This window comes from Actinacidiphila yanglinensis (assembly GCF_900107965.1).
Classification (GTDB): domain Bacteria; phylum Actinomycetota; class Actinomycetes; order Streptomycetales; family Streptomycetaceae; genus Actinacidiphila; species Actinacidiphila yanglinensis.
This window is the reverse complement of the sequence record NZ_FNVU01000015.1, coordinates 159,998-185,207: the sequence shown is the minus strand read 5'-3', so window position 1 is coordinate 185,207 and position 25,210 is coordinate 159,998. Positions and strand designations below refer to the sequence as shown.

Sequence of the window (25,210 nt, the reverse complement as noted above, 5' to 3'; positions counted from 1 at the left end):
TCCGTTTTGAAGGGTCCGGAATCGCGGGCAACGCGGGCCGATGCCGCACGCAACCGCGAGCAGCTGCTCGAGGTCGCGACGCGCCTGTTCGCGTCGGCCGACGGGCAGCCGTCGATGCGTGCGGTCGCCCGCGAGGCCGGCGTCGGCATCGCGACGCTCTATCGCCACTTCCCGACCCGCGAGTCCCTGGTGGAGGCGGTCTACCGTGACCAGGTCGTCCGCCTCACGAACGGCGCCCGGGACCTGCTCGTCGACGCGCCGCCGGCCGTCGCGATGCGTCGTTGGATGGACCTGTTCGGCGACTGGATCGCGACGAAGAGCGGCATGCGCGACACGCTGCTGACGGTGATCGAGTCCGGCGCCGTCGGCCACGCCCGGACCAGGGACGAACTCCTCGGCGCGATCTCGGCGATCCTCGACGCAGGCCGCGCCGCGGGAGACCTCCGGCCCGAGGTCACCGCCGAGGAGGTGGCGGCGAGCCTGATCGGGATCTTCACCGTCGCCCACCAACCTGGACAGGCGGTCCCCGCCGACCGGCTCCTCGACATCCTCCTCGACGGTCTTCGACCTCGAAGTCGTCCGTGAGGAACGGTCGTACGCTCGCGCGCCAGCGTTGTGTGCGCGACGCGGTTGCGCGACGCGGTCCGGTTGCGTACCGAGTCGTGAAGGGTCCGGGCGGGCGGCCGTGCGCAAACCCGCCCAACGCCCGTCCGACGGGATCTTGAGCTCCGGCACCGATGTCAACTAGCCTCGCTGACAATGCACTTGGGGAAGTGCAGTCACATGGGGGGATCCAGCGCCGCGGCTTTCTTCGGCCTGCCCTCCCATCAAGCTGGGGGGTTTGATGCGATTCAGGACGACCGCGGTCACCTTGACCGCGAGCATGCTGGCGGGCACCGTTCTCGCCGTACTGCCGGCCACGCAGGCGGCAGCGGGGGAGCCGAACGACGAGATTCCCCGCATCGTGCTGGACGAGGCGCACCAGCAGGTCTTTCTCAGCACCGGGGGCATGAACGACTCCCTGGAGGTGTACGACCTCCAGGGGACCCGGGTCGGCACGATCGACGACCAGCCCGACGCCGGGGAGATGGCGCTCTCGCCCGACGGCACCACGCTGTACGTCGCCCACACCGACCTCGGCACGATCTCCGCGGTCAGCACGACCACGCTCCAGCAGACCGCGCTCTACCGGACGGATGTCGACACCGAGCATCTGGCGTACGCGGGTGGGCGGTTGTGGTTCGGCTACCACGACGCCAACGCCGTACAGGAGGACGGCATCGGCTCCGTGGACGTGCAGGCGCAGACGCCGGCCGTGCATCTCGACCCGCAGTGGCAGTGGGATGCCTGGGCTCCGAGCGTCCTGGCCGACCCCGCGGACCCGAACCTGCTGGTCGTCGCCAGTGACGGCGGCGACGGTGGGCTCGGCCTCTTCGACGTCTCGACGGCCACCCCGGTCGAGCGCGCGCAGTACGAGGACATCGGCGACACCGCCGGCGCCGCGGTCACCGCGGACGGCAAGGACGTGGCCGTCCCCACCGGGAACTCCCTCGTGTACTACGGGATCTCCGACCTCATGCCCGACGGCCCGGCGGTCCCGCTGAGCGACCGCGCCACGACGCTGGCCTTCGCCCCGGACGGCACCGCCGCGATCGGCTACTGGCTGTACTGGTCCGTGCCCCCGGTCGGGCTTTCCGTGCTCAAGTCCGGTGAGTCCGCGCCGCGCCGCACCTTCGACACGCCGGTCGACGAAGGCGGCCTCGCGTGGTCGTCGGACGGGTCGCGGCTGTACGCGGTCACCGGCGGCGGTTCCGGGCTGGGGGACACCGACCCGGTGCTCCACGTCATCGACCACCCCGAGCAGGCGGACACGACGATGGCGCTGACGCCCCCGGACGACGCCACGGCCGGAACGCCGTACACCGTCACGGGCGCGCTGACGTCGGGGGCCGCGTTCGCGGCCGGGCAGAGCGTGCACGTCACGCGCACCGACGCGGCGGACCCGGACGGCACCGCGCTCCCGGACCCGGCGGTGGCCGCCGACGGCACCTTCTCGTTCACCGACACGGCGTCCGCCCAGGGCGACGTGTCCTACCAGGTCTCCTACGACGGCGACCGCGACCACGCCCAGGCCGGGGGTTCGGTGACCGTCCCGGTCGCGAAGCCCGCGAAGGCCGACACCACGCTGTGGCTGGAGTTCACCGACCGCGCCAAGGTCGGCAGGAAGCTCAAGCTGGACGGCCGCCTCAGCTCGCCGCTCGCCATTCCGGCGAACGCCACCGTCACCATCACCCGGCAGGACGCGACCGGGCCTGTGCCCGCCCTCGTCGGCACCCGGAAGGTCGCCGCCGACGGCACCTTCCAGATCAGCGACGTCCCCCTGGTGGCCGGCCCGGCCGTCTACACCGTCACGTACTCGGGCGACGACGCGTACAACGGCAGCACGGTCTCGGCCACGGTCGCCGTCAGCTCCTGACGGCCTGATCGCCACCGCGACCGGCGCGGTGGAGTCCTTGCCCCGCCCCCACCACGAAGGAGGGGGAGGCTGACCGTTCGGCAGCAGGCCCGGGGGTGCCTGCTGCCGAGCGGGAGGACGGCCCCGGGGGCGCCGTCGGTGGAAGAACCTGCGTCGTCGAACGCCGCCGACCACGCAGCACCGCGCCGGGAGCGCGCTGCGCCCGTACCGCGTCTGCCCCCGATTCACCGAGCCCGAATGGGCCGCTGTCCAGCAGGCCGCCAGTGTCGCTGGCCTTGCCCCGGCGGGTAGGCCGCTGCCGCCACCCCCGCAGCGTCGCCCAGCGTCAAACTTTCCGCCGCGGCGGCCGACTACCGGCGTGGAGCACAGGAATTGATGGAGTCCGATCGCCGGCTCATCGCCGTCGGCAACAACCTCAGAGCAGCCCTCGCCGACATGGGCCTCGACGGGACTTTCGCCCTTCCTCGAGTAGCCGCCCTCCTCAGGGCAACCAGCACGGGGACGCCGTCGGTATGGGGTGCAGCCCCACAGCCTGGGAAGCCCCTGGGGCAGGACCTGACTTGTGGCGGCCAGGGCCGCTTCTCCGAATGTGATCCTGGGCAGTTCGCGGGAGCTGTCGTCGTGGCAGGCTTCCAGAGAGGGTGCGGCGGCCGGGCAGGCGGACGCCCACCCGGCTTCGATACGGACCTGTACAAGAAACGTCACACCGTCGAAAGGGCCGTTGACAAGATCAAGAACTACCGGGCCGTCGCCACCCGATACGACAAACGCGCCTACATCTGCCTCGGCACCGTCACCGTCGCAGCCACCCTCATCTGGCTCCGCACTTGATCGGCCCGACGGGACTTAAGCTGATCCTGGCAGCAGCGGAGAAGGGGCGTGGGCGTGACGGCAGAAGAGGACGGCTTCGACCGCCAGCTCGAACCGTTCCGCACGGAGCTGCTGGCCTACTGCTACCGGATGCTCGGCTCCGCCCACGACGCCGAGGACCTGGTCCAGGACACGTACCTGCGGGCGTGGCGGGCGCGGGAAGGTTACGACGACACCCGCAGCTCGCTGCGCACCTGGCTCTACCGGATCGCGACGAACGTCTGTCTGACCGCCCTGGAGGCCCGCGGCCGCCGCCCCTTGCCGTCGGGGCTGGTGGCCGCGTCGGACCCACTCGGGCCACTCGTCCTGGGAGAGAACCCATGGCTCCAGCCCTTGCCGGACTCGCTGCTGGCGGTGGGCGATCCGGCCGGGACCGCGATCGACCGCAGCAGCCTGCGCCTAGCATTCGCGGCCGCCCTGCAGCATCTGTCGGCACGTCAGCGTGGCGCGCTGATCCTGCGTGACGTGCTCGGCTTCTCCGCGTCCGAGGCGGCGGAGATCCTGGGTACCACCACCGTATCGGTGAATAGTTCGCTGCAACGGGCACGTACCCGGGTGAAGGAGGCCGGAGTCGGGCAGGAACGTCTCCGCGAGCCCTCCGCGGCCGAGCAGCGCGCCTGGGTCGACCGCTATATGAAGGCGTTTGAGCAGGCCGACGTCGAGGGGCTCAAGCGTCTGCTCACCGAGGACGTGATCATGGAGATGCCGCCGATGCTCAACTGGTTCACCGGCCGCGGCAACTACGGGCTGTTCATGGACTGGGTCTTTGGAGCGGCCGGAACGGACTGGCAACTGAGGACGGTCACGGCCAACGGCGGCCAGCCCGGGTTCGCCGCCTATCAGCGGGTCGGCGACGGTTACCGGTTGCACACACTCCAGGTGTTCACCGTCACCGCCGAGGGCATCAGCCGGAACTCGGTTTTCCAGGATTCCGAGGTCTTCGCGGCCTTCGGTCTGCCGATCGAGCTCGACGACATCATCTCCTGACCGCGGGCGCGATGAGTTTCGACCCTGGCGCCGGTATGTACTGACGAGTTCGCCCGGAGCATCCCGGGCGGACCGTTCACCAGGGAGAATCCGATGTCTGAGAGTCGTGCGGAAGACGTGGCCGCGATCAGGGCCGTGCTGGTTGCCTCCTACCGGGCGTGGGACGCCGGCGACGCCGATGGCATGGTTGCCGACTACACCGCGGACGCGACTGCCATCATGGCCGGTTCGCTCCGTGACAGCCGTGACGTGATCCGCCAGAACATGGCGCTGGGCTTCGACGGGCCTCTCAAGGGCAGTTCGACCTACAACAAGCAACTCAGCCTCCGTTTCCTCGGCAGCGACGGCGCGATCGTCGTCAGCGAGTCCGGCATCCTGTTCGCCGGCGAGACCGAGGTCCCGTCTCCGCGCAAGGTGAACGCGACCTGGGTGCTGGAGAAGCGGGACGGCCAGTGGCTGATCGCCGCCTACCACAACAGCCCGGTGCTGGCGTCGGCGAACTGAGCCCTCGGATCTGTCCGGCGGATCCTCGCTGGCGCACGCCGTTTGGCTCGGTGCCGCGCCGCGTTGGCAAAATGCTCTGGTAGCCCCGCTACGAAGGGTGCTCTGCCGCCTCGCGAAGGGTCGCACCACACGGCGTGGGGTGATCCGCGAAGATCGGCCGGACAGACCTTAGGACGACGGCGAAGTCATCTGTAGAGATTCGACTCTTACCGTCTGCCCCCACGATGAGGTCGTCCAGCGCGCTGCGGTACGTTCCGATTCGGGAACCGGGCCTGATCAGTGCGGGTGGGCTGATTATCGTCCAGCGAACATCATGGACGGTGCGGACATAATCCAGTGCGCCGCCACTCGCGTGCATGATCTGGAGCACAGGCCGGTTACGACGCGCAGAGCCGGATGTGTCAGGGTCACCTTCGTACGATCGCGGACGATAGCCACGACGTCATGTCCGCGATGGAGCGCTTCGCTCAAGATGCGACTGCCAACCATTCCAGTGGCGCCGAAGAGGGCGATTCTTGCCCATGTTGCCTCCCGAAGTTGCGTCACGACGGGACCTTCGTTTGCCTCAGCGTAGACGGCCTAAAGAGCAGTCAGCGGGGACTGCTTGCGGGTCACTGCGAGACGATCGACCGGACATGGACTCCAACCTCGACATCCACACCGTCGACGCGGGCCCGTCTTCGTCACCGCGGCGAGGAGCCTTTGCGGCGCCGAATTCGATGAGCTTCCGCACCATCATCTCCCCCAACTGCGCTACCTCAAGGGCATCTTGACCCTCGTCGGCCATCTTGCTGGGGGCCGTTCATCACCTGTGATCTCCGAGCATGCTGCTCTCCGCCGAGCATCACGCGCGTCAACAACCCTGGGGGTCGATACATTCAGGACACCGGGGGCTTGAAGAGCTGGTACTCGGCCACTCTCTCGAACCCGAGGCGCGTGTAGACGGGCTCGCCCAGGGTGCTGGCCTGGAGAGTGCCGATGTGCAGCCCCCGTTGTTGGCCTGCTGCCAAGGCAGCCACAGTGAGCACCGCGCCGATGCCCCGGCGGCGGTAGCCCTCCGGTGTCGTGACCACGTAGATCCCGGCCACGCCGTGAGCATCATTCATGAGGGCTGTGCCTACCGCCTTTCCTTCAAGACGGGCGGTGAGGCGCACCATACGGGGGGCGTCCCCGCGCGCAGCTTCGATGCGCACGATATCGTGTGCCAGCTCCGGCCCCATGGCGAAGGACGGCCCGTAGGTCCGAGCCCATTCGGTGAGAGCCTCGGCGCCTTGCACGGTTTCTACCTTCAGCTCCGGCGGGCCCGTCACTTCGGCAACCCGGTCGAGCGCGACGGCCATGACCGGTATCGTGCCGATCCTTTCCGCGCCATGTTCGACAAGAGCGTCAGCGACCCCGTCCGCGCTGTCCGGTCCCACCCACCACTGCCAGGGCACGCCGGCCAAGGCGCTCTTGGCTCGGGCGAGAGCCTGGCCAACTCCATCTTCACCGCCGCTTCGCAGCTGGAGTACTCCGTTGAGATGACCATGTGCAAGCCCGCTGCGGTAGTGGACGAGGCGGTCATCGGCGCGGTCTGGTTGTCCCCAACCCAGCCAGTAATCCCGGAAATTGGCGAGCTGCGGCTCAAGGTCGGCGATCCTTCTCACTGTCATTCCCCTTCGCTGTCATGCCGGAGAACGTCACGTGCTTGCGGCGGTCGCGTTGACCATTGCCTGTCGGAGGCCCAGGGTGCCGGTCGGAATTCCGACAGATTCGTGTTCGGCAGGAGGGACGGCCTGCTATCCGACAGTCACGGTGACGGTTAGAGGCGGGGCAGAACGTTCTGCTCCACATGGTGTCCACCCGAGTCTCTCCGTCGGGAGCGAGTGGTGTAAAGACCGAACGTTCTGTACCCCCCTCTCGATGAGTGTGTGATGGGGGTGCGTCTGGTGTCTGCTGCTGGCGGCGAGGGAGTGCCTGGCGACAGTGACCGCCGTCGTCGACACAGTCGGAACCTCGTCAACCGCCGTAAAGGGCCCGAAGTTGGCTTCGATGGAGCCGGTGGAACCCGCCCGCTACGAGCGGCACTTCGCCCGCTCGGCCTGCCTCGGGCAACGCCGCGCCACGGCCGGCCGCGACGGACCCGCCCGGCGGAGGGCGCGCCGCTCCCGGAATGCCCCGGCGGAGCGGCTCGGCTCACGAGTGCGACGACAGAAGCCAAGACCAGCCGTGCCAGCGGTAACCCGCATAGGTGCACCCAGCCCGCGGCCAACCGAGGGTGCGAAGAGAACGTTCGGTCTTGACGGGGCCCGCTTCGGCGGAGAGACTTCGAGTGGACAGAACGTTCTGCACTGCCACAGGCTCGCGGCGAGTCTCCGGTCACGGACTGCCTTGCGGAGCATTCGGCCGGCTTCATCCCGGACGACATGTCTTCCGCGAGCTGTTGACGCTCGATACCCGCGGGGACCCCCTAAGGCTTCCGTCGAGCCGACCCGTACGCCGCAGGTCATCCAGGAACTCGAGGTCATCCGATCATGAATCCAACAGGGGACCGGCTGCTCGCAGTTGTGTCCGCTTATGCCGCCGCGTTCGAGGATCTTGCCGTTGCCACCACGGGGCGCACGAGCAGAGGTCCGCAGGGTGCCGTGCTTGCGATCTCCGGTGCACGGGTTGCGGCGCTGAACGTGATCATCAGTCCGCGTCTGGAGCCGAGCGCCGAGGAGATCATGGCGCTCGCAGTTGAGGGGAGCCCGTGGGAGTTTCCCTGGAGCATCCAGGTGCGGGGAGTACCGGATCCGCTGGTCGCCGAGGCTGCAGCGCGGCACGGGCTGACGCATTTCGAGCGGGAGCCGCTGATGATCCGGTACCCCGACCAGGGGCTGCCGGCCGAGTCGTTGGTTGACGGCCTGCGCGTACGGGCAGTGCGGGACGACGAATTGGACGTGTACGCCAGGACGGTGGCGGAGGGCTTCGAGGCGCCGCACGAGATGTTCCAGGTGCTGGCTGATCCTTCCCTGGCGAAGATCGACGCGATCACGTTCTATCTCGCGGAGCTGGACGGCGTGCCCGTGGGAACGGGCATGACGGCCGGCTCGGGTGACCTGACCGGTATTTTCAACATCACCACCCTGCCGGGCTGCAGGCGCCGTGGGTACGGGCGGGCTGTCACGCTGGAGATGGTCCGTGCGGGCTTTGCCGCGGGTGCCGGCACGGCCTACCTCTACGCGTCGGAGATGGGGGAGCCCCTGTACCGGTCGATCGGCTTCCGCACCGAGGAGTACCTGACGCTGATCACCGCCCCGTCATAGTGCCTCGCGACGGTCGGCCGTCCCGCGGGCCCGGGGGGCAAACAGGTGGCCTGCCCCACGACCCGGCCTCGTCCTCCTCCCGCACCGACCCTGAACGACATCCCGGACCAGGCGCGACCGGCTGCCATCACTTCCAAGGACGCGAACGTTGGCGACCGCAGAGCCGAAGACGGAAGCAGAGGGTGAAAGATGGCTGAGCTGGAACCGCGCGGCGTCGTCGATGGTGCCTTTCGGGTGCTGCGAGCTCTCCCCGAGGTGGGCCGGAAGCATCAGGTGGCGCGTCTTGCACTGCTGACCGGGTTGCCACGTCCGACGGTGCACCGGCTGCTCGGTCAGCTACGCCGATCCGGGGCGGTGGATCGGACTGACGGCCAATGGGCCCTGTCGGCGTCGCTGCTGGGCCTGGCGCAACAGGTGGAGCCGCTGGCCGGTCTACGGGAGACAGCCGCGACGGTCATCCAGCGCCTGCGGGAGCAGTCGGGCGCCGCAGTGTCGCTGGTCGTACCGTCGCAAGGATCGTTCGTGGCACTGGAGATGGTCCCGGGCCGGGACGCGCTGCCGATCGACGCGCGCAGCGGTGCGCAGATGCCCGCGTCGACGGCTGCCGCGATGGTCCTGGCCCCCAGTGCCATGCCCGCGGCGCGGCGGCGGCCGTTCGGCGCCGCGGTCGACGACCAGGACGTGATCGCAGGACTGACCTGCTACGCGGTGCCGGTCGATCTTCCCGGTGGGCGGAAGGCGTCGTTGCAGATCGCCACCGCGGCGCGGTGGCCCGCGGACAGGCTTGCGGGGCACGTCCACCGCGCCGCCATCGCGCTGGAACGCAGGGTTTCGGCGCTGTGACCCGGCGGTTGTCCGTTCAACGGACAATGCCTCGTACGGGCGAGGTGCTTGTTTCATGCTGGCCGGGATCGATCCCCCCGATGGAAGGACTCTCATGACGGACCGGAAGATCGCCCTGATCACCGGCGCCGGGCGCGGTCTGGGCCTGGCCATGGCGCGACACCTGACACGCTCAGGTGTCGCGGTGCTGGGAACCTATCTCACCAGTGAACGCCAGGCCGCCGAGGCATCCGGACCGGACCTCGTTTTCTGCAGGCTCGATGTCACCAAGATCGATACGTTTCCGGATTTCGTCACCACCGTGCGGAGCACGCTGCGGGAGCGGTTCGGCATGGAGACCTTTGACTATCTGGTCAACAACGCCGGCATCGGCACGTACGCGTCGTACGCGGCGACCACGCCCGACCAGTTCGACGAACAGGTCCGGATCAATCTCAGGGCGCCGTTCTTCCTCACCCAGGCGCTGCTGCCCCTGATCAATGAGGGCGGCCGTGTGCTCAATGTGTCGACTGCTCTGACCCGAGGCGTCGTACCGGGGATGTCCGCCTATGCGGCCACCAAGGGCGCGATCGAGGTACTGACCCGCTACCAGGCCGTCGAACTCGCCGAGCGGTCCATCCGGGTCAACACCCTCATGGGCGGCGCCGTTTTGACCGACTTCGGCGGAGGCATCATGCACGCGCCGGACACTCAGAAGCTCGCCGCCCACGCAATCGCCCAAGGCCGGATCGCCATGCCCGACGACACTACGGCCATGGTTCCCGCCATCCTCTCCGAAGCCTTTCAATGGGCGACCGGCTCGATCATCGACGTGTCCGGCGGCCAGAGCCTCTGACCCGACGCATGCCCTCGGGATTCGTCCGCTCGCAGTCCGGTAATGCCGGGCTGATCAGCGCGGGACGCCGGCACGCGTCTCACTCGGCCCGGGCCAGGGTCACGGTGCGGGATCCGGGGGTGAAGTCGCCGAAGGACTGGGGCCAGGATTCATCGGGCCAGTGGTACGTCACGCGGCCTTCGACGGGCCGGTAGCGGGCTGTGTAGAGCGTTCTCGAGCCCTGCTCGTCGACGGATCGGTACAGCGGCGGTTTCAGCATCGCCACCACGTCGTCCGTGCCCGCGGCGCGAATGGCGCGCAGCCGCTCCTGGGTTCGCAGGGCCCGTTCCTGCTCGGCGGTCACCGGCAGGTGCTGGTGGTTGGCGGCGCAGGCGTCCGGCGCCACCGTCGGCGGTATGTCCGGTCCCACGAACACGGTCACCGCCTGCACGGGATCGACAAGGGTGAGGTTCTGGGGGACGGCGATGGGCAGGGAAGGCAGCCTGGCGACCGCTTCATCGACGGTGTCGCACGTCTCCAGCAGGTAGCGGACCACGATGAGAATGGCGAAGCCACCTCCGTGGACGGAACGTCCACCCCAGGTGAGCGAGATCGCGAGACCGGCGTCGTTCATCCCGTCCAGCAAGCCCCACAGCATGTCCTGCATGCCGATCACGGGGCGCAGGAAGCAGGAGGAGGCGATGGTGCCCTCGCACTGATCGGGCGGGAGGTCGTAGTTGCGCAGCAGGGTGCCGTTCCGGCCGATCTGCGTGCAGGACTGGGTGAACGGCCGCAGTGCCGCGTGGGTGAGGAAGGCTTCCGCCCCGGGTCGGTCGAGTTGGCCGGCCAGGCGGTCCAGCACCGGGACCAGTTCCGGCATGTGGGCACGGAAGAGCGTCCGAACGCGGCCCGCGCCCTGCGGAGTTCGGCCCTCCGCGGTCAGCAGGCCCTCCATCTCCGGCCACAGGGCATGGGCGTAGGTGCCCCACCGCCCGTCGCCACCGTCGCCGACCTCGATCGCCTGGAACGTCTTCTGCTGTTGCCCCATGGCTGCCACCCCTTGTGGGAATCGGACGAGGTGAGGGCAACCTAGTGAATTGCGGGGTGAATCACCAGGTGGCCGCCATCGGCGACGCCCTGCCGCTTCGGCGACGGAGATCCCCGCATCCCCGAATCAGCCTCCGGGCGGTGTGCATTGGGCCCACCGGGACAGGGCGGTCACCGGCTCGAAGCGCACTTGACCTTCCCCCAAGGGAAGAGAGCACGCTCTCCCACATGAGCGATCGGTGCGTTCTCGCTCGTCAAGGACGGGACGGAGAAGAGGAGTTCACGTGATGGCGGCCTGCGTCATTCTCGATATCGGCGGCGTGCTGGAGATCACGCCGGAAACGGGATGGGAGCGGCGGTGGGAAGAGCGGCTGGAACTGCCGCCGGGCACCGTCCATGAGCGGATGCACGATGTGTGGCGAGCGGGGAGCCTCGGGAACATCAGCGAGCGCGAGGTGAACGAGCAGGTGGCGGCCCGTTTGGGGCTCGACGCGCCGCAGGCCGAAGCCTTCATGGGCGATCTGTGGGCGGAGTATCTGGGAACGCCGAATGAGGAGCTCATCGCCTACGTGCGAGGGCTGCGCGGGACCTGCGGGCTGGGCATCCTGAGCAACAGTTTCGTCGGTGCCCGGGAGCGGGAGACGGCGCGCTATCACTTCGACGAACTGGTGGAGCGGATCGTCTACTCGCACGAACTCGGCATCGAGAAGCCCGACCCGCGGGCGTTCGAGGCGGCATGGGCCGGCTTGGACGTACCGCCGGAGAACTGCCTGTTCATCGATGACTTCGCGGTCAATGTCGAGGCGGCTCGGGCGGTCGGCATGCAGGCGCATCTGTTCGAGGACAACGCGCGGACCATCGCACGCATCGGGACGCATATCCGCCGGAACCCGGGAGCCGGCTCACCTTCCGTGACCCGTGCGCGCTGAGCGGCGCGGTCCTACGAACAGGCCACGCTCGACTTCGTCGAATCCGGGGGATCCGGGTACGCTCCCGGAGCCGGGTGGACGGCCGCCGTTCATCAGGGAATTCTCTGGAGGAACCGTGAGCAGTGATCTGAGCGGTCAGGTCGTTATCGTCACCGGCGCGTCGTCGGGAATCGGTGAGGCGACCGCGCGCCTTCTGCGTGAGTCCGGCGCGCACCCGGTGCTGGCCGCACGGCGCGCCGACAAGATCACGTCGCTGGGCAAGGAACTCGACGGAGCCCTGGCCGTACCCACCGACGTGACCGATCCCGGACAGGTCCATGCACTGGTGCGGGCCACGATCGAGCGGTTCGGACGCGTGGACGGGCTGGTGAACAATGCCGGAGCGGGTGCGTTCTACCGGCTGGACGCGATCGACCCGGCCGAATTCCTCGCGATGCTGAACCTGAACGTGGTGGCTCCGGTGACGGCCATTCAGGCCGTGCTGCCGTCCATGCGCGCGGCCGGACGCGGACGGGTGGTGAACGTCAGCTCCGGCGCCACGCTGCGCCCCATGCCGGGCAACGCCATCTATCCGGCGACGAAGACCGCCGTGAACTGGCTGAGCGAGGTCGGCCGGCTCGAACTCGCCGAGGAGAACATCCAGATCTCTCTGGTGCTTCCCTTCGTCACCGATACGGAGTTCTACAAGCGCGACGATCTGCCGACGGGCTTGGAGGCGCACTCCGCGGAATACGTCGGCCGGGTCATCCTGCGCGCGTTGCGCACCGGGGAGGAGCGCATCGAGATCCCGCGGGGCCCCGAGCAGCCGGATTTCCCCGATTCAGTCTGACAGCCTGTCCGTTCACCCGCACCGCGGTGCCAGCCAGGACAGCTGCTCGGCGGTGTGAAACGCGCCGCCGCCCTCGTGTCCGTTGAAGCGGTACTCGCGGATCTCCTTGGGGCCCGCCCAGACGTTGTAGGCGGCGTAGACGGTCGAGGGCGGACAGGTGGGATCCATCAGCGCCACGGAGAAGAGGGCCGGGGCGGTGGCCCGGGCGGCGAAGTGGACTCCGTCGACGTAGGACAGGGTCCGGGCGATCCGGTCGGCCCGGTCGCGATGCGTCGCCGCGTAGCGCACGATCTCGTCGTAGGGGGCCTTGTCCACGATCCACGTGGCCCGGGGGAAGTCGCACAGGAACGGCACGTCCGGCAGCGCCGCGACGACGTCGCCGGCCAGTGCGGCGGCGGCGATGGTCAGGCCGCCGCCCTGGCTGGCCCCTGCGACGGCGATCCTGGCCGGGTCGACCAGGGGATGGGCGCGGGCGGCGTCGACGGCCCGGACGGCGTCGGTGATCAGCCGCCGGTAGTAGTAGGTGCTCGGATCGGCGATGCCACGGGTCATGACGCCGGCGTAGGCGGGGCCCGAGCCTTCGGGGTCGGGGGTGACTCCGACGCTGATGTGCGAGCCCTGGCCGCGGGTGTCCATCACCAGCGTCGCGAAGCCGGCCGCGGCCCACAGGGTGTTCTCGTGCGGAAGGCCCCGGCCGCCGCCGTAGCCGATGTACTGCACGATGCACGGCAGGGGTTCGGTGGTGCCGGCCGGCAGGTGGAGCCAGCCGGCGATCGGCTGTCCGCGGAAGCCCGGGAAGCGCACGTCGTAGGTGTCGATCAGGGTCAGGCCGGTGCCGACCTTCGTGAAGGCCGGCCGCTCCTCGTGCGCCCGGGCCTCGGCCAGCGTCGCGGCCCAGAAGTCGTCGAAGTCGGCGGGCTCGGTGGAGGCGGAGAGATGGCCGCGCAACTGGTCCAGCGGCAGGTCGGCGTAGGGCATCGGTTCAGCCTTTCAGCCCGGTCTGCGCGAGACCTTCGACGAAGTGCCGCTGGGCGGCGATGAAGACGAGCAGGACGGGGACGACGGTGGTCACGGAGGCGGCGAGCTGGATGTTCCACAGGTGGGAGCCGTACGCGTCGGTGTACTGGGTGAGGGCGACCGGGAGCGTGTAGTGGGTCTTGTCCGTCTCGTAGACGAGGGGTTCGAGGTACATGTTCCAGCTGTTGAGGAAGGTGAAGATCGCGACCGACGCGAGCGCCGGCCGGGCCAGCGGCAGGGCCACCCGGACGTACAGGCCGAACCGGCCCAGCCCGTCGATGCGGCCGGCGTCCTCGAGTTCGTCGGGGATGGCCAGGAAGAACTGCCGCATCACGAACGTGCCGAGCACGCTCGGCGCTCCCAGGATCGGGATCACGATCAGCGGCCAGTGCGTGTTGGTGAGCCCCAGGCGGTCGACCATCTTGAACAGCGGGATGATGGTGACCTCGGTGGGGATCAGCAGCCCGCTGAGGATCATCGGGAACAGGACCTTGTTGCCGGGGAAGGGGATGCGCGCGAACGCGTAGCCCGACAAGGACGCGACGAGCATCGTCCCGGCGGTCACCAGCAGCGCGATGTAGAGGCTGTTGAGGTACTGGTGGCCCAGCGGGTAGTCCGCGAAGGCGGTTCTGTAGTTCGACCACCGCGGGTGCAGCGGCAGCAGCTTCGGCGGGTAGCTGAGCACCTCGTTCTCGGGCAGCAGGGACGAGGTGATCATCCACCAGGTCGGGAACACGAACGGGATCGCGAGCACGACCATGGCCACGTACAGCAGCGGCTTCTTCCACCGGCCGGGGCGCCGCTCCGGAGTCCTCGGCGCGGCGGCGCTGCGATGCCGGAGCGGCAGGGCGTGCGGGGTGGCTGTCTCAGGACTCATAGAAGACCCACTTCTTGCGCAGGCGCCACTGGACCAGGGTGAGCACCAGGATGATGGCGAACAGCACGACCGCGACGGCGCTGCCGTAGCCGAAGTCGTGGTTGTCGAAGGCCTGCTGGTAGAAGAAGTACACGAGGACGTTCGTCCTGTTGCTCGGGCCGCCCTCGGTCAGGATCTGGATCTGGGCGAACACCTGCAGGGAGCCACTGATCGTCACGATCGTGGTGAGCAGCGTGGTGGGGCTGATCATCGGCAGCACGACCGAGCGGAACCTGCGCCACGGCCCGGCACCGTCGATGGCGGCTGCTTCCAGCAGCGACCGCGGAACGCCTTGGAGCGCCGCGAGGAACAGCACCATGTTGAGGCCGACGTTCTTGAACACCTGGACGATCACCACCGACACCAGCGCCGAGTTGTCGCCGCGCAGCCAGTTGGGCCCGTCGACGCCCACCGCGTGCAGCATCGAGTTGATGCCGCCGTTGTTCTGCAGCAGGAAGTTCCAGGTGATCGTCCAGGCCACCAGCGACACGACGACCGGCGAGAAGAACAGCGTCCGGAACACCGTGGTGCCGCGCAACCGCTGGTTCAGCAGCACCGCCAGCAGCAGGGCCAGGCCGATGTTGATCACCACGAGCGCGATGCAGAACAGCACCGTGGCGCGGGCCACCGACGGTGTGGCCGGGTCGTGCACCAGTTGCGAGTAGTTCTTCGTCCCCGCGTACTTCGTCACGCCGGAGAGCACGTTGGAGGTGTGGAAGCTGGAGTAGACGACCGCGATCAGGGGGTAGAGGACGAACGCGAGGAAACCCAGGGTCTGCGGCAGGACGAACAGCCAGCCGCTGAAGGTGTCCCGCCGCCGCAGGGTCCAGAACCGCCGCGACCCGCTCGGTCGGTGAGGCGTGCTCGCCCGCTCCCTTGCCGGCCGGATCTTCTCCATGGTCGTCACTGGGACAGGGCCGGTGCGATCGCCTTGCACACGCCCGCCAGTACGGAACCGACGTTCGCGCCGGATTTCCACATCGGGTCGAGCGCGTTCTGGACGAGGTTGGCGATCTTGGCGCTGTTCTGGTGGGAGGGCAGCACCGAGCCGGTCTTGATGCCGTCGATCACCACGTTCTGCAGTTGCTGCGGAGTGAACATGGGGTTGGCCTTGGCGAGCGTTGCCGTGGTGAGCTGACTGTCGCGGGCGGGCGGGAAGTAGCGGGCCAGCTTCGCGGAGTTGGCCGCGTCGGTGAAGTAGGCGACGAAGTCCGCGGCCTGCTGCTTGTGCGACCCCTTCGTCATGACCCCGATGCCGGCCTGCCCGATGACCTGCGACGCCCCGGCCGGTCCGGCCGGGAGCGGGACGATACCCCAGGTGAAGGGATGGTCGGCCAGCAGCGTGGCACGGCTGATCTGGGTGATGGTCAGGGCGGACTCGCCCGCGAAGAAGTCGGCGGTCTCACCGGGGCCGGGCAGCGCCTTGTCCTTGAAGATCGCGTCGTGCAGGAACGTCATCGCCTGCTGCATCTTCGGGGAGTCGAACTCGCACGTCTTGCCGTCGGCGGACCACGCATCGGCACCCCAGCCGCGCCACAGGGCGGCGAGCTCGATCCAGGTCTTGTAGTCCCAGTCGCGGATCACCAGGCCCTGCTTGTCGGTGTGGGCGGCGACCTGGGCGGCCATCTTCTCCGCGTTCTGCCAGGTCCACTGGTGGTCGGCGACCAGCTGGTCCGGGGTCCTGGTGACGCCGGCCTTCGCGAGCAGGTCCTTGTTGTAGAACATCCCGAACGGCGAGGTGGAGAACGGGTACGCGTACAGGTCCCCGCCCTGCGTCCACAGCTTGGTGGCCGCGGGGGCCAGGTCGTCGTACTGGTAGCCGGCCGTCTTCTTCAGCGTCGGGCCGAGGTCGGTGAGGGCTCCGGAGGAGACGAAGTCGGGTGCGTCCCGTTCCAGGACCCACGCCATGTCCGGCGGGTTGCTGCCGGCTATCTGCGTGGTCAGAGCGGTGGTGTAGTTGTCGATCGGGAGGTAGTCGAAGCTGATCGACGCGATGTCCGGATGGGTCTTCCGGTAGTCCGCCGCGATGCTGTTGAACAGTGCCGTCTGCGACGTGTCGTTGCTCCACACGGTCATCCGCAGCGACACGTTCGAGTCGCCCGATCCGGAACCGTTCGAGCATCCCGCCAGCGGGACGACCAGCAGGGAGACGGCGGACAGCGCGAGGGAGGCGAGCCGGAGGCGTCTGGTTCTCATCGTTGCTCCAGAGGATTCGGTTCTAGTAGCCGCGGATCTCGGGCCAGGCCAGCGGAACACCGCGCCCGGACAGCAGGGACTGGTAGTCGTGGAGGTGTGCGTCCGTGGCGTGCACGCCGTGCGGCGTGCGGCCGGTGGCGACGCAGTGCGCGGCGAGGGTGCCGGCGGCCTCGCCGATGTTCCACTCGACGGGATGGAGCCGGTAGGCGCCGTTGGTGATGTGCGTGGTGCCGATGTTCTTGGCGGCCGGCAGGAGGTTGGTCAGCCGCTGGGGGAGCAGCGCGCCGAGCGGGATCTGGAACGGGGCCGAGGCCACGTCGAGATAGGTGTCGCCGCCGGTCGACGGGTGCAGGTCGATGCGGTACATCCCGATGCCGACCGAGTCCCGGTAGCGCGTCGCACCGTGGTCGCCGCGGATCGCCAGCGAGACGTCGTCCTCCTTGACCGTGGTGACGGCGCGGATGCGGCGGGACTCGCGCACGTAGACGTCCTGGGCCAGGCCGTCGTCGGAGCCGAGCAGGTCGCCGCGCAGCCTCAGCGACGGGAAGCCGGTGCCGCCGTCGGGCCGCGGCGCCTCGGTCTGCATCCAGTACAGGGCCGACAGTGCCAACTCCCGTGCGCCGTTGCGGTGCTTGGCCGCCTCGTCGGCCGAGACCTCGAACAGGGGGCCGTCCATGTAGTCGATCATCGGCCAGTTCACCAGGGTGATGTCGCTGGCGTAGGCGCCCGGCCCGAACAGGCGCCGCGCCGCGATGCGCCGGAACCGCCACAAGTCGTCGGTCCCCGCGTCCTTGCTCTGGTCCGCCTCGACGGCCAGCGGGTCGTCGTCCGGGTTGGGGTCGAGCCAGCCGTTCGACGGTTCGAGGGTCCGCGGGTTGGGCCAGGAGAACGCCAGCAGCGGTCCGGGCCAGACGGCCGGCCGCACCGAATGCCAGTGGTCGTAGGTCGCGGGGCGGTCGATGGTGTGGTCCCCGTCGACGTGGTCGACCGCGAAGCACCAGGACACGGCCTGCATGGTCAGCGGTTCGGCGTGCTCCTTCGCGCTGGGCTCGCCGGTCTCGTCCCGGGACTCCGCTCCGGTGACGTACTCGGCACCGGCCAGCGGCAGCAGGTCGCCGGTCTCCGTCGCGTCGATCACGTACCGGGCGTGCACCGTGACCGGGCCGTCCGCCGTGTCGCCGTCCGGTACCAGGGTCACCGCGGTCACCGCGTCGCCGTCGACCGCCGCCGCCTCCGCGCGGTAGGGGCGCAGCACCGTCAACCGGCCGGAGCTGCGGGCCGGGGCGAGCATCGCCTCGAGGACCGACACGGCGACCCGCGGTTCGTGGCAGAGCCGGCTGACCAGGCCGGCGCCCGGGTTCAGTTGGCGGGCGCGCAGCGCCTGGGCGGTCAGCGGGTAGTGGCGCCGGTAGTACGCGCGAATGCCGTCCCGCATCGACCGGTACGACGCCGTGACACCGAGCATCTCGACCCACGGGTGCTCGTCCGGAGGGGTGGCCTGGGCGGTGAGTTGCCCACCGAGCCACCGGGGGCCCTCCGTGAGCACCACCTGTGCGCCGTGCTCGGTCGCGGCCAGGGCGGCGGCGATGCCACCGAGCCCTCCTCCGACGACCAGCACGTCCGTGGATAGTTCCTTCACCCGCGCGCCCTCCCTTGGTAATTCGTATTAGCGCACGCTAGGGAAGGATTCCGGAGAAGTCAACGGCAAGTTTCGGGGAAGGTTCGGGGCGGCCGCCCGGCGCAGGGCGCGGTGGACCCGCCGCCGGGCGAGGGAAGCGCGCGGCTCGGCGCCGTGCGTGACGACGGCTCAGCGGGCAGTGGTGCGGGGCGCCTCGGCGACGGTGCTGCCGTCGACCAGTTCGCATGGGAGGAGGACCTGCGACCTGCGGCCGGGTTCGATGTCGCCGCGCAGCATTCCGACGAGGATGCGCACCGCTCGGGAGCCCATCTCGCGGCGCGGGATCCGGAACGTGGTCCAGTCGATCTCGGGCGTCGCCCGGAGTGGCCACGACGAGGTCTGCGTGGGATCGGTGTCACCGAGCACGCCGATCGACAGGTCCTCGGGCACGCGCAGCCCGGAGTTCATGGCCAGCGCGTGCAGCGCGACGGCCATCTCGGTCGTCTCCACCAGGGCAGCGGTGACCCGGTCGGCACGCAGCCGCTCGAAGACGGCCGACGGATCGACGTCGGTGAGAGCCAGCGGCGTCTTCCGGTGCCGCCGGCAGGCACGCAGGTAACCGTCCCGCCGGTCCGCCGTCGACTCGCTCTCCTCGCGGTACCCGACGAGCGCCACCCTGCGGTGGCCGAGCGACCACAGGCGTTCGTGCAGGGCGGCGGTGGCCGCGGCATAGTCGCCGCCGACGTAGCTCACCGGTCCGGCGGACGACTCGCGCCGGCCGATGAACACGAACGGGAACCGCTCGTCGACCAGGCGGTCCAGCTCGTCGCGATCGGTGTGCCGCCCGAGCAGGATGCAGCCGTCCGCGATGCCGAGCCGGTTCGATCCCTTCTCGTAGACCTTGCGCCGGCCCTGCCGGCGGCCCGGGCTGGTGAAGAGCAGCAGGTCGAACCCCTGCGCCTCCGACTCCTCCTCGATACCGCCGAGGAACGGGCCGTAGAAGTCCGCCGTGCCGGAGGGGAAGACCGCCTCGTAGGTGAAGACGCCGAGGATCCGGTTCGACTTGCCGCGCAGGCGCCGCCCCATGATGTCCACGGTGTAACCGGTCTGCCGCAGCGCCTCCTCGACACGCTTGCGGGTCTCCGGCGCGACGCGCACCCCGTCGGAGTCGTTGAGCACCAGCGAGACCATCGCCTGAGAGACGCCCGCGAGGCGGGCCACCTCGGCCTGGGTAACCCGTTTACGGCGCTGCGTCACGTGCTGCATCGTAACGCCGGCCTCCTCTCCGGACGATCGACTCCCGGCCGGCACGGCCGTGCCGGTTCTCTGCCGCACCCATGATAATACGTATTAGCCCTTGACTTCCAGAGCGTCATGGAGCCACGATCCCTCACGCCGCCCCGGGCGCCACCCGGTCCGGCCCGCTCCCGGCTGCCATCCTCCACCCCTACCGTGAGGGTCCTTCTCATGTCCGCTGAGCACACACCCCGCGGCATCACCCGCCGCTCGACCCTGCTGGCCGGCGCCGCACTGGCCCCCGCCTGGTTCCTCGGCTCGGCCCTCGGTGTCCCGGGCCGGCCCGAGGCGGCGACGGCCGCGGACTTCGCGAAGGTCCGCACCCAGTGGCACGACACCCTGATCGGCGGCTACAGCACCTCCGACCCCGTGCTCACCCGCTACGCCGAGGCGATGGCCGAGGTGGCGAACGGCCTGTGGTCGACACTGAACACCACGGCGTCGCGCACCAACCTGTGGGCGGACCTGGACAGCAGCACCGTCTCGGCCGTCCAGCGGGACGTGGCCGGGCGGTTGCGCCAGCTCGCCCTCGCCTACGCCTCGCCCGGCTCCTCCCTGTCCGGCAACACGGCGCTGCTGGGCGACGTCACGTCCGCCCTCGACTGGTTCCTCTCCCACAAGTACGGGGTCACCGCGCAGTACGACAACTGGTGGGACTTCCAGATCGGCATACCGCTCGCGCTCAACGACATCTGCGTCGCGCTGTACGACCAGCTCTCGCCCGCCCAGCTCGCGACCGCCACGGCCGCGATCGCCCGGTACCTGCCCGATCCGAGTCGGGTGGGCGGAGCGACCGCCACCGGCGCCAACCTCAACTGGACCTGCGCCATCACCACCGTGCGCGGCGCGCTCAGCCAGGACGGCGCCGTGATCGACGACGCGATGACGGCGATCGCGAACCTCTTCCCGTACAGCACCAGCGGGGACGGCTTCTACCCTGACGGCGGTTTCCTCCAGCACGTCTACTTCGCCTACAACGGTTCCTACGGGGTCTCCCTGCTGCAGTACCTGACCTATCTGCTGGTCGCCGTCCAGGACACCCCATGGGCGGCCACCGCGGATCAGGTGCAGCGCGTCCACATCTGGACACAGGCCAACTTCCGGCCCTGGATCTACCGTGGCGCCTTCATGGACATGGTGCGCGGTCGCGCCCTGTCCCGGTTCTACGAGACCGACCACCGCATCGGGCGCCTGACCGGCGCCACGCTGCTGCAGCTCGCCGGGATCTTCCCGCCCGGCCTCGCGCGCGAAGTGCGCTCGCAGGTCAAGGGTTGGATCGGCGCGGACACCTACCAGGACTTCTTCACCTACGACCCCGTGCCGCTGGAACAGGTGCGGATCTCGTCGATCGCGCTGGGCCGGTCGGTCGTCGCCGACGACTCGATCCCGGCCGGAACCGAGTCCACCGCCTCCGTCGTGGCCACGTCGATGGCACGGGTCGTGCACCGGCGGCCGTCCTTCGCCTTCGCCATCGCCATGGACACCCCGCGCATCAAGCCGTACGAGAGCGCCAACAGCGAGAATCTCCAGGGCTGGTACACCGGCGAGGGCGCCGCCTACCTCTACCTGGCCACCCAGCCGGGGCACTGGACCAACGCCTACTGGCCGACGGCGAACAAGTACCGGATACCCGGCGTCACCCTCGACACCAAGACCCTCGCGCTGGGCACCAACCGCGGCTCGACCAACACCTGGGCCGGCGGTGCCCTGCTCGACGGCAACGTCGCCGCCGGCATGGGACTGTCGTTCGCCAAGCAGACACTCACCGGCCGCAAGTCCTGGTTCTGCATCCAGGACGCCGTGATCTGCCTGGGCGCCGGCATCACCAGCACCGACGGCCACACGATCGAGACGATCATCGAGAACCGCAACATCGGCCCCGACGGCCGGTCGAACATCCATGTCGACGGCACCGTGGTGGCCTCGACCCCGAGCAGCACACCGACCGTGGTCGAACCGCATTGGATCTACGTCGACAACCTCGGCGGTTACGTCTTCTCAGGCGGCCACGTCACGCTCGTGCGTGAGGACCGCACCGGCAAGTGGACCGACATGGACCACCGCAACGTGAACGTGGACGCCACCGCCTACACCCGCCGGTTCGTCACCATGTGGGTCGACCACGGCGTCAACCCCACCGGCGGCGGTTACCACTTCATCCAGTTGCCCGCCGCGACCTCGGCCCAGACCGCGGCGTTCGCCGCCTCCAACGACGTCACCGTGGCCGCGAACACCCCGCAGGTCCAGGCCGTCGCCCGATCGGGGTCCGGGGTCGCCATGGCCAACGTCTGGCAGGCAGGCGCGCCCAGGGCCGCCGGCATCCAGGTCGACGGGACCGCCTCGGTCGTCACCCAGCGGAAGGACGGGACGCTGAGCGTGGCCGTCTGCGATCCGACCCAGGAACTCACCGGACCGGTGACGGTCACCGTCGACGGAGCCGTTTCCGGGGTGACCTCCGTCGACCCCGGGATCACCGTCCTCGCCACGACACCGAATGTCCGCCTGTCGGTGGCCGTGGCCGGAGCGGCGGGGAGGACCTTCGTCGCTCGCTTCACCACCGCATAGGACACCGCCCGGTCCTCCGGCAACGAAGTGCCGGTCGGTCGCCGAAGAATCGGTCGCCGAAAAGTCGGTTGCCGACGAAGAAGAGGAGGCTCCATGCGCGCAAAGGCAGCGGTCTTAGCCCTCGGGATGCTGGCCGCGAGTTACGCGGTGACGTCCGGCTCGGCACAGGCGGCGGCGCCGCCGATGTCCTCCGTGTACGAGGCGGAGGACGCGACCGTCTTCCACGGCACGGTGGACTCCGACCATCTCGGGTACACCGGAACAGGCTTCGTCAACAGCACCAACGAGGTCGGCGCGTACGTCGAGTTCACGGTCAGGATGCCGGCCGCGGGCGCCGCGACGCTGGCTCTGCGCTACGCCAACGGGACGACGGCGGGGCGCGCGGCCGACGTAGGCGTCAACGGCGCGGTGGTGTCCACGCCGGGCTTCGCCCCGACCGCGGACTGGAACACCTGGGCGGTCACCAGGATCCCGGTGACCCTGCGGGCGGGGACCAATCTGATCCGGCTGACCGGCACGACGACGGGCGGTCTGCCCGACCTCGACTCGCTCACCGTGGCCGACCAGCAGAGCACGGACTGGTCGGACGCGGTGGTCGACTCCACGATGCAGCGGTACACCCCGTCGAGCGTCGGCGGCTGGAGCTACCCGGTTGCCCTGTACATGATGGGCCAGTACCAGCTCGCCCAGCACACCGCCGATCCCGCCCGCCGGGCCGCCCTGATCGCGTACGTCAAGGCGTGGGCCGACCGCTTCGTCGACGCCGACGGGCACATCAACAACAGCTTCGACAGCCTGGACAGCATGATGCCCGGCCAGGTGATGATCGCGCTGTACCGGGAGACCGGCCAGACCAAGTACGGCCTGGCCGCCAAGCAGATCCACGACCGCCTCCTGCCCGGCGCCGGGTACCCGACCACGAGCGACGGCGGGTTCTGGCACGCCGACACCGCGGACCGGGCGAACCAGTTGTGGTCGGACGGCACGTTCATGGCCGACCCCTTCATGGCGCAGTACGGCAAGTACGTCGGGGACAGCACCCGGTCGTTCGACATCGCGACCCAGCAACTGGTGGTCTACGCGAGCCATCTGCAGCAGGCGAACGGCCTGATGAAGCACGCCTACGACGCGTCCGCGTCGGCATCGTGGGCGGACCCCGGGACCGGCCTCGCACCGGAGTACTGGTGCCGCGCCGTCGGGTGGTACGGCATCGCCGCCACGGAGATCCTCGACCTGATTCCGCCCGACCAGCCGCGCCGGGCGCAGCTGATCGCGATCGTCCGCAACCTGGTCCGCGGCATGGTCGCCTACCAGGACCCGGCCAGCGGGAGGTGGTTCCAGGTCGTGGACAAGGGCGGCAGCGCCGGCAACTGGACGGAGACGTCCTGCTCGGCGATGTTCACGCAGACCATCGACACGGCGCTCAAACGGGGATACGTCTCCGGCGACGCCTACCAGGCCGCGGTGACGGCGGGACACCGCGGCGAACTGGACCGGATCTCCCTGCACGACGACGGTCTCACCTACCTGACGAACATCTCCGTCGGGACCGATGTCGGCGACTACGCGTACTACGTCGACCGGACCCAGGCCACGAACGACATGCACGGGCTGGGCGCGTTCCTCTACTTCTCCGAGGAGGCCGGCCACTGACACGGCCCTCCTTCCCGGGTGGTGCACCGGGCAGGCCCGCGCCTCCGTTCGCAAGCCGGCGACGATCAGGGAGATTCGTTGGCCCGGGCACGGGGACGGATGGCGCGGCCGCCGTGTGCGGTGGCGGTGCGTTCGGAGCGGCCCTCCACGGTGAAACTGACGACGGTCAGGGCGCAGCCGACCACGCCCAGCAGGGCGCCGAGCCAACTCGGTGCGAGGTAGCCGTGTCCCTGGGCGATGACCACGGAGCCCAGGGCCGCGCCGAGGCTGTTGGCGATGTTCATGGCCGACTGGTTGATGGCCGCGCCCATGAGTTGGGCGCCCGGGGCGACCGCGATGAGCCGCGCCTGCAGGGCGGGGCCGAGGAACATACTGGTCGCTCCGAGGAGGAAGGCGCCGACGAACAGCCCGCCGTGCGCATGCGCGACCAGGGCGAAGACCACGAGGGCGGCGACGATGCAGGGGAAGCCGAGCAGCAGGCTGAACCGCAGGTTCCGGTCGGCGGACCAGCCGCCGACCGCGTTGCCCACGGTCATACCGAGGCCGACGGCGACCAGGGCCCAGGGCACGGCTGTCGAGGGCAGCCCTGCGACGTGCGTCGTGATCGGTGCGAGGTAACTGTCGACGGCGAAGAAACCGGCGAAGCCGATGGAGGCGACGGCGGCAGCCATCCACACCTGGGGGGCACGCAGCGCGCCGAGCTCGGCACGTGGCGACCCACCTGTGTAGGCGGAGTCCTCGGGAACGACGACCCACACCGCCAGCAGCGTCAGGAAGAACACCGCGGCGATGGCCAGATAGGCGATCCGCCAACCCGCGTCCTGGCCGAGGCTGGTGATCAGCGGCACTCCGATGACGTTCGACGTCGTCAGGCCCGCCAGGACCAGGGCGAATCCCCTGGCCTGGTTCCCGGGTCCCATCAGGCGGGCCGCGAGTATGCCCGCCGCACCGAAGTACGCGCCATGCGGCAGCCCTGCGATGAAGCGTGCCGCCAGCAGCATCCAGAACGTCGGCGCGAGGGCCGAGGCCACGGTGCCGGCGACGAACAGCACGAGGAGGCCCAGGACCAGCCGCTTCCGGGACACCCGGGCGGCCAGCACGGCGATCGTGGGGGCACCGACGACGACCCCCAGCGCGTAGGTGCTGACCGACCAACCCGCTCGGCTGATGGCGTCCGACGAGGAACGCGCGTACGGACCCGGAAGAAGGCCGTGCGCAATCTCCGGGAGCAGGCCCATCGCGACGAACTCGGTGAGCCCCACGGCGAAGCCGCCCAGGGCCAGAGCCAGCAGCGCGGCCCGGCGGCGCGACGTCGTCAGGTCGTTCATGGACGGAGAATACAGCAACGCTGTTGCGTAATAGA

Annotated in this window: 20 protein-coding genes and 2 pseudogenes; 12 read left to right on the top strand and 10 right to left on the bottom strand. The window is 69.3% G+C overall.

Annotated elements, in window-relative coordinates; all coding sequences use genetic code 11:
- The first annotated feature begins 6 nt into the window (after positions 1-6).
- From C4U44_RS28720 to C4U44_RS28700, 5 genes and pseudogenes are all read left to right on the top strand, one after another.
- The gene (locus C4U44_RS28720) at positions 7-585 is read left to right on the top strand and encodes a TetR/AcrR family transcriptional regulator (RefSeq protein WP_103888962.1); all 579 of its coding nucleotides are present in this window, start codon (positions 7-9) and stop codon (positions 583-585) included.
- Between the two features lie 259 nt (positions 586-844).
- Positions 845-2,476: a YncE family protein gene (locus tag C4U44_RS28715; RefSeq protein WP_146088363.1), complete on the top strand. Its 1,632-nt coding sequence runs from the start codon at positions 845-847 to the stop codon at positions 2,474-2,476.
- A gap of 648 nt (positions 2,477-3,124) precedes the next feature.
- Positions 3,125-3,307: pseudogene (locus C4U44_RS42780) on the top strand (IS5/IS1182 family transposase); the annotation flags it as partial.
- A 48-nt stretch (positions 3,308-3,355) separates the two neighbouring features.
- Entirely contained in the window at positions 3,356-4,333 is a 978-nt protein-coding gene (locus C4U44_RS28705; RefSeq protein ID WP_103888959.1) for a sigma-70 family RNA polymerase sigma factor, read from the top strand.
- 93 nt (positions 4,334-4,426) lie between these two features.
- The gene (locus tag C4U44_RS28700; RefSeq protein WP_103888958.1) at positions 4,427-4,837 is read left to right on the top strand and encodes an SgcJ/EcaC family oxidoreductase; all 411 of its coding nucleotides are present in this window, start codon (positions 4,427-4,429) and stop codon (positions 4,835-4,837) included.
- A gap of 88 nt (positions 4,838-4,925) precedes the next feature.
- Here C4U44_RS28700 and C4U44_RS28695 read toward each other — a convergent pair.
- Both C4U44_RS28695 and C4U44_RS28690 read right to left on the bottom strand, forming a co-directional pair.
- Positions 4,926-5,326: pseudogene (locus tag C4U44_RS28695) on the bottom strand (hypothetical protein).
- Between the two features lie 389 nt (positions 5,327-5,715).
- A complete protein-coding gene (locus C4U44_RS28690; RefSeq protein WP_160145133.1) occupies positions 5,716-6,483 on the bottom strand; it encodes a GNAT family N-acetyltransferase in 768 nt (255 codons plus the stop codon).
- 900 nt (positions 6,484-7,383) lie between these two features.
- Between C4U44_RS28690 and C4U44_RS28685 the strand changes: the two genes are divergently transcribed.
- The 3 genes from C4U44_RS28685 (at position 7,384) to C4U44_RS28675 (ending at position 9,802) form a co-directional block, all read left to right on the top strand.
- Entirely contained in the window at positions 7,384-8,124 is a 741-nt protein-coding gene (locus tag C4U44_RS28685; RefSeq protein WP_235032419.1) for a GNAT family N-acetyltransferase, read from the top strand.
- Positions 8,125-8,313: 189 nt separating this feature from the next.
- The gene (locus C4U44_RS28680) at positions 8,314-8,967 is read left to right on the top strand and encodes a helix-turn-helix domain-containing protein (protein WP_103888955.1); all 654 of its coding nucleotides are present in this window, start codon (positions 8,314-8,316) and stop codon (positions 8,965-8,967) included.
- 94 nt (positions 8,968-9,061) lie between these two features.
- Positions 9,062-9,802 carry an SDR family NAD(P)-dependent oxidoreductase gene (locus C4U44_RS28675; RefSeq protein WP_103888991.1) on the top strand — a complete coding sequence of 247 codons (741 nt, stop codon included), beginning with the start codon at positions 9,062-9,064 and terminating at the stop codon, positions 9,800-9,802.
- A gap of 79 nt (positions 9,803-9,881) precedes the next feature.
- On the opposite strand, the gene C4U44_RS28670 is transcribed toward C4U44_RS28675, so the two are convergent.
- Positions 9,882-10,829 (bottom strand): C45 family peptidase, encoded by a 948-nt coding sequence (locus C4U44_RS28670; RefSeq protein ID WP_103888954.1) that lies wholly within the window; start codon positions 10,827-10,829, stop codon positions 9,882-9,884.
- Between the two features lie 283 nt (positions 10,830-11,112).
- Here C4U44_RS28670 and C4U44_RS28665 point away from each other — a divergent pair, with 283 nt between their 5' ends.
- Positions 11,113-11,757, top strand: a complete 645-nt coding sequence (locus C4U44_RS28665) for an HAD family hydrolase (RefSeq protein WP_103888953.1) — start codon at positions 11,113-11,115, stop codon at positions 11,755-11,757.
- Positions 11,758-11,872: 115 nt separating this feature from the next.
- On the top strand, positions 11,873-12,586 hold the full coding sequence (locus C4U44_RS28660; RefSeq protein ID WP_200823440.1) for an SDR family NAD(P)-dependent oxidoreductase: 714 nt from the start codon (positions 11,873-11,875) through the stop codon (positions 12,584-12,586).
- 12 nt (positions 12,587-12,598) lie between these two features.
- Here C4U44_RS28660 and C4U44_RS28655 read toward each other — a convergent pair whose 3' ends face one another.
- The 6 genes from C4U44_RS28655 to C4U44_RS28630 form a co-directional block, all read right to left on the bottom strand.
- Entirely contained in the window at positions 12,599-13,564 is a 966-nt protein-coding gene (locus tag C4U44_RS28655; protein WP_103888952.1) for an acetylxylan esterase, read from the bottom strand.
- Between the two features lie 4 nt (positions 13,565-13,568).
- Positions 13,569-14,363 (bottom strand): carbohydrate ABC transporter permease, encoded by a 795-nt coding sequence (locus C4U44_RS28650; protein WP_235032423.1) that lies wholly within the window; start codon positions 14,361-14,363, stop codon positions 13,569-13,571.
- 106 nt (positions 14,364-14,469) lie between these two features.
- Positions 14,470-15,417 carry a carbohydrate ABC transporter permease gene (locus C4U44_RS28645; protein ID WP_103888950.1) on the bottom strand — a complete coding sequence of 316 codons (948 nt, stop codon included), beginning with the start codon at positions 15,415-15,417 and terminating at the stop codon, positions 14,470-14,472.
- 5 nt (positions 15,418-15,422) lie between these two features.
- On the bottom strand, positions 15,423-16,715 hold the full coding sequence (locus C4U44_RS28640) for an ABC transporter substrate-binding protein (protein WP_103888949.1): 1,293 nt from the start codon (positions 16,713-16,715) through the stop codon (positions 15,423-15,425).
- A 22-nt stretch (positions 16,716-16,737) separates the two neighbouring features.
- Complete coding sequence (locus C4U44_RS28635; RefSeq protein WP_103888948.1) at positions 16,738-18,354, bottom strand: FAD-dependent oxidoreductase; 1,617 nt, start codon at positions 18,352-18,354, stop codon at positions 16,738-16,740.
- A 168-nt stretch (positions 18,355-18,522) separates the two neighbouring features.
- A complete protein-coding gene (locus C4U44_RS28630; protein WP_103888989.1) occupies positions 18,523-19,590 on the bottom strand; it encodes a LacI family DNA-binding transcriptional regulator in 1,068 nt (355 codons plus the stop codon).
- Between the two features lie 210 nt (positions 19,591-19,800).
- On the opposite strand from C4U44_RS28630, the gene C4U44_RS28625 reads away from it, so the two are divergent.
- Entirely contained in the window at positions 19,801-22,194 is a 2,394-nt protein-coding gene (locus C4U44_RS28625) for a polysaccharide lyase 8 family protein (protein ID WP_160145132.1), read from the top strand.
- A 93-nt stretch (positions 22,195-22,287) separates the two neighbouring features.
- On the top strand, positions 22,288-23,847 hold the full coding sequence (locus C4U44_RS28620; protein WP_103888946.1) for a glycoside hydrolase family 88 protein: 1,560 nt from the start codon (positions 22,288-22,290) through the stop codon (positions 23,845-23,847).
- Positions 23,848-23,912: 65 nt separating this feature from the next.
- Here C4U44_RS28620 and C4U44_RS28615 read toward each other — a convergent pair whose 3' ends face one another.
- Positions 23,913-25,175, bottom strand: a complete 1,263-nt coding sequence (locus C4U44_RS28615) for an MFS transporter (protein WP_103888945.1) — start codon at positions 25,173-25,175, stop codon at positions 23,913-23,915.
- Between the last annotated feature and the right edge of the window lie 35 nt (positions 25,176-25,210).

Coding starts and splice junctions, on each gene's coding strand:
- C4U44_RS28650 (WP_235032423.1), bottom strand. CDS start 14,363: ATGGTCGTGCTCGCGATCCCGTTCGTGTTCCCGACCTGGTGGATGATC.
- C4U44_RS28615 (WP_103888945.1), bottom strand. CDS start 25,175: ATGAACGACCTGACGACGTCGCGCCGCCGGGCCGCGCTGCTGGCTCTG.
- C4U44_RS28655 (WP_103888952.1), bottom strand. CDS start 13,564: ATGCCCTACGCCGACCTGCCGCTGGACCAGTTGCGCGGCCATCTCTCC.
- C4U44_RS28675 (WP_103888991.1), top strand. CDS start 9,062: ATGACGGACCGGAAGATCGCCCTGATCACCGGCGCCGGGCGCGGTCTG.
- C4U44_RS28645 (WP_103888950.1), bottom strand. CDS start 15,417: ATGGAGAAGATCCGGCCGGCAAGGGAGCGGGCGAGCACGCCTCACCGA.
- C4U44_RS28640 (WP_103888949.1), bottom strand. CDS start 16,715: ATGAGAACCAGACGCCTCCGGCTCGCCTCCCTCGCGCTGTCCGCCGTC.
- C4U44_RS28715 (WP_146088363.1), top strand. CDS start 845: ATGCGATTCAGGACGACCGCGGTCACCTTGACCGCGAGCATGCTGGCG.
- C4U44_RS28620 (WP_103888946.1), top strand. CDS start 22,288: ATGCGCGCAAAGGCAGCGGTCTTAGCCCTCGGGATGCTGGCCGCGAGT.
- C4U44_RS28670 (WP_103888954.1), bottom strand. CDS start 10,829: ATGGGGCAACAGCAGAAGACGTTCCAGGCGATCGAGGTCGGCGACGGT.
- C4U44_RS28680 (WP_103888955.1), top strand. CDS start 8,314: ATGGCTGAGCTGGAACCGCGCGGCGTCGTCGATGGTGCCTTTCGGGTG.
- C4U44_RS28700 (WP_103888958.1), top strand. CDS start 4,427: ATGTCTGAGAGTCGTGCGGAAGACGTGGCCGCGATCAGGGCCGTGCTG.
- C4U44_RS28625 (WP_160145132.1), top strand. CDS start 19,801: ATGTCCGCTGAGCACACACCCCGCGGCATCACCCGCCGCTCGACCCTG.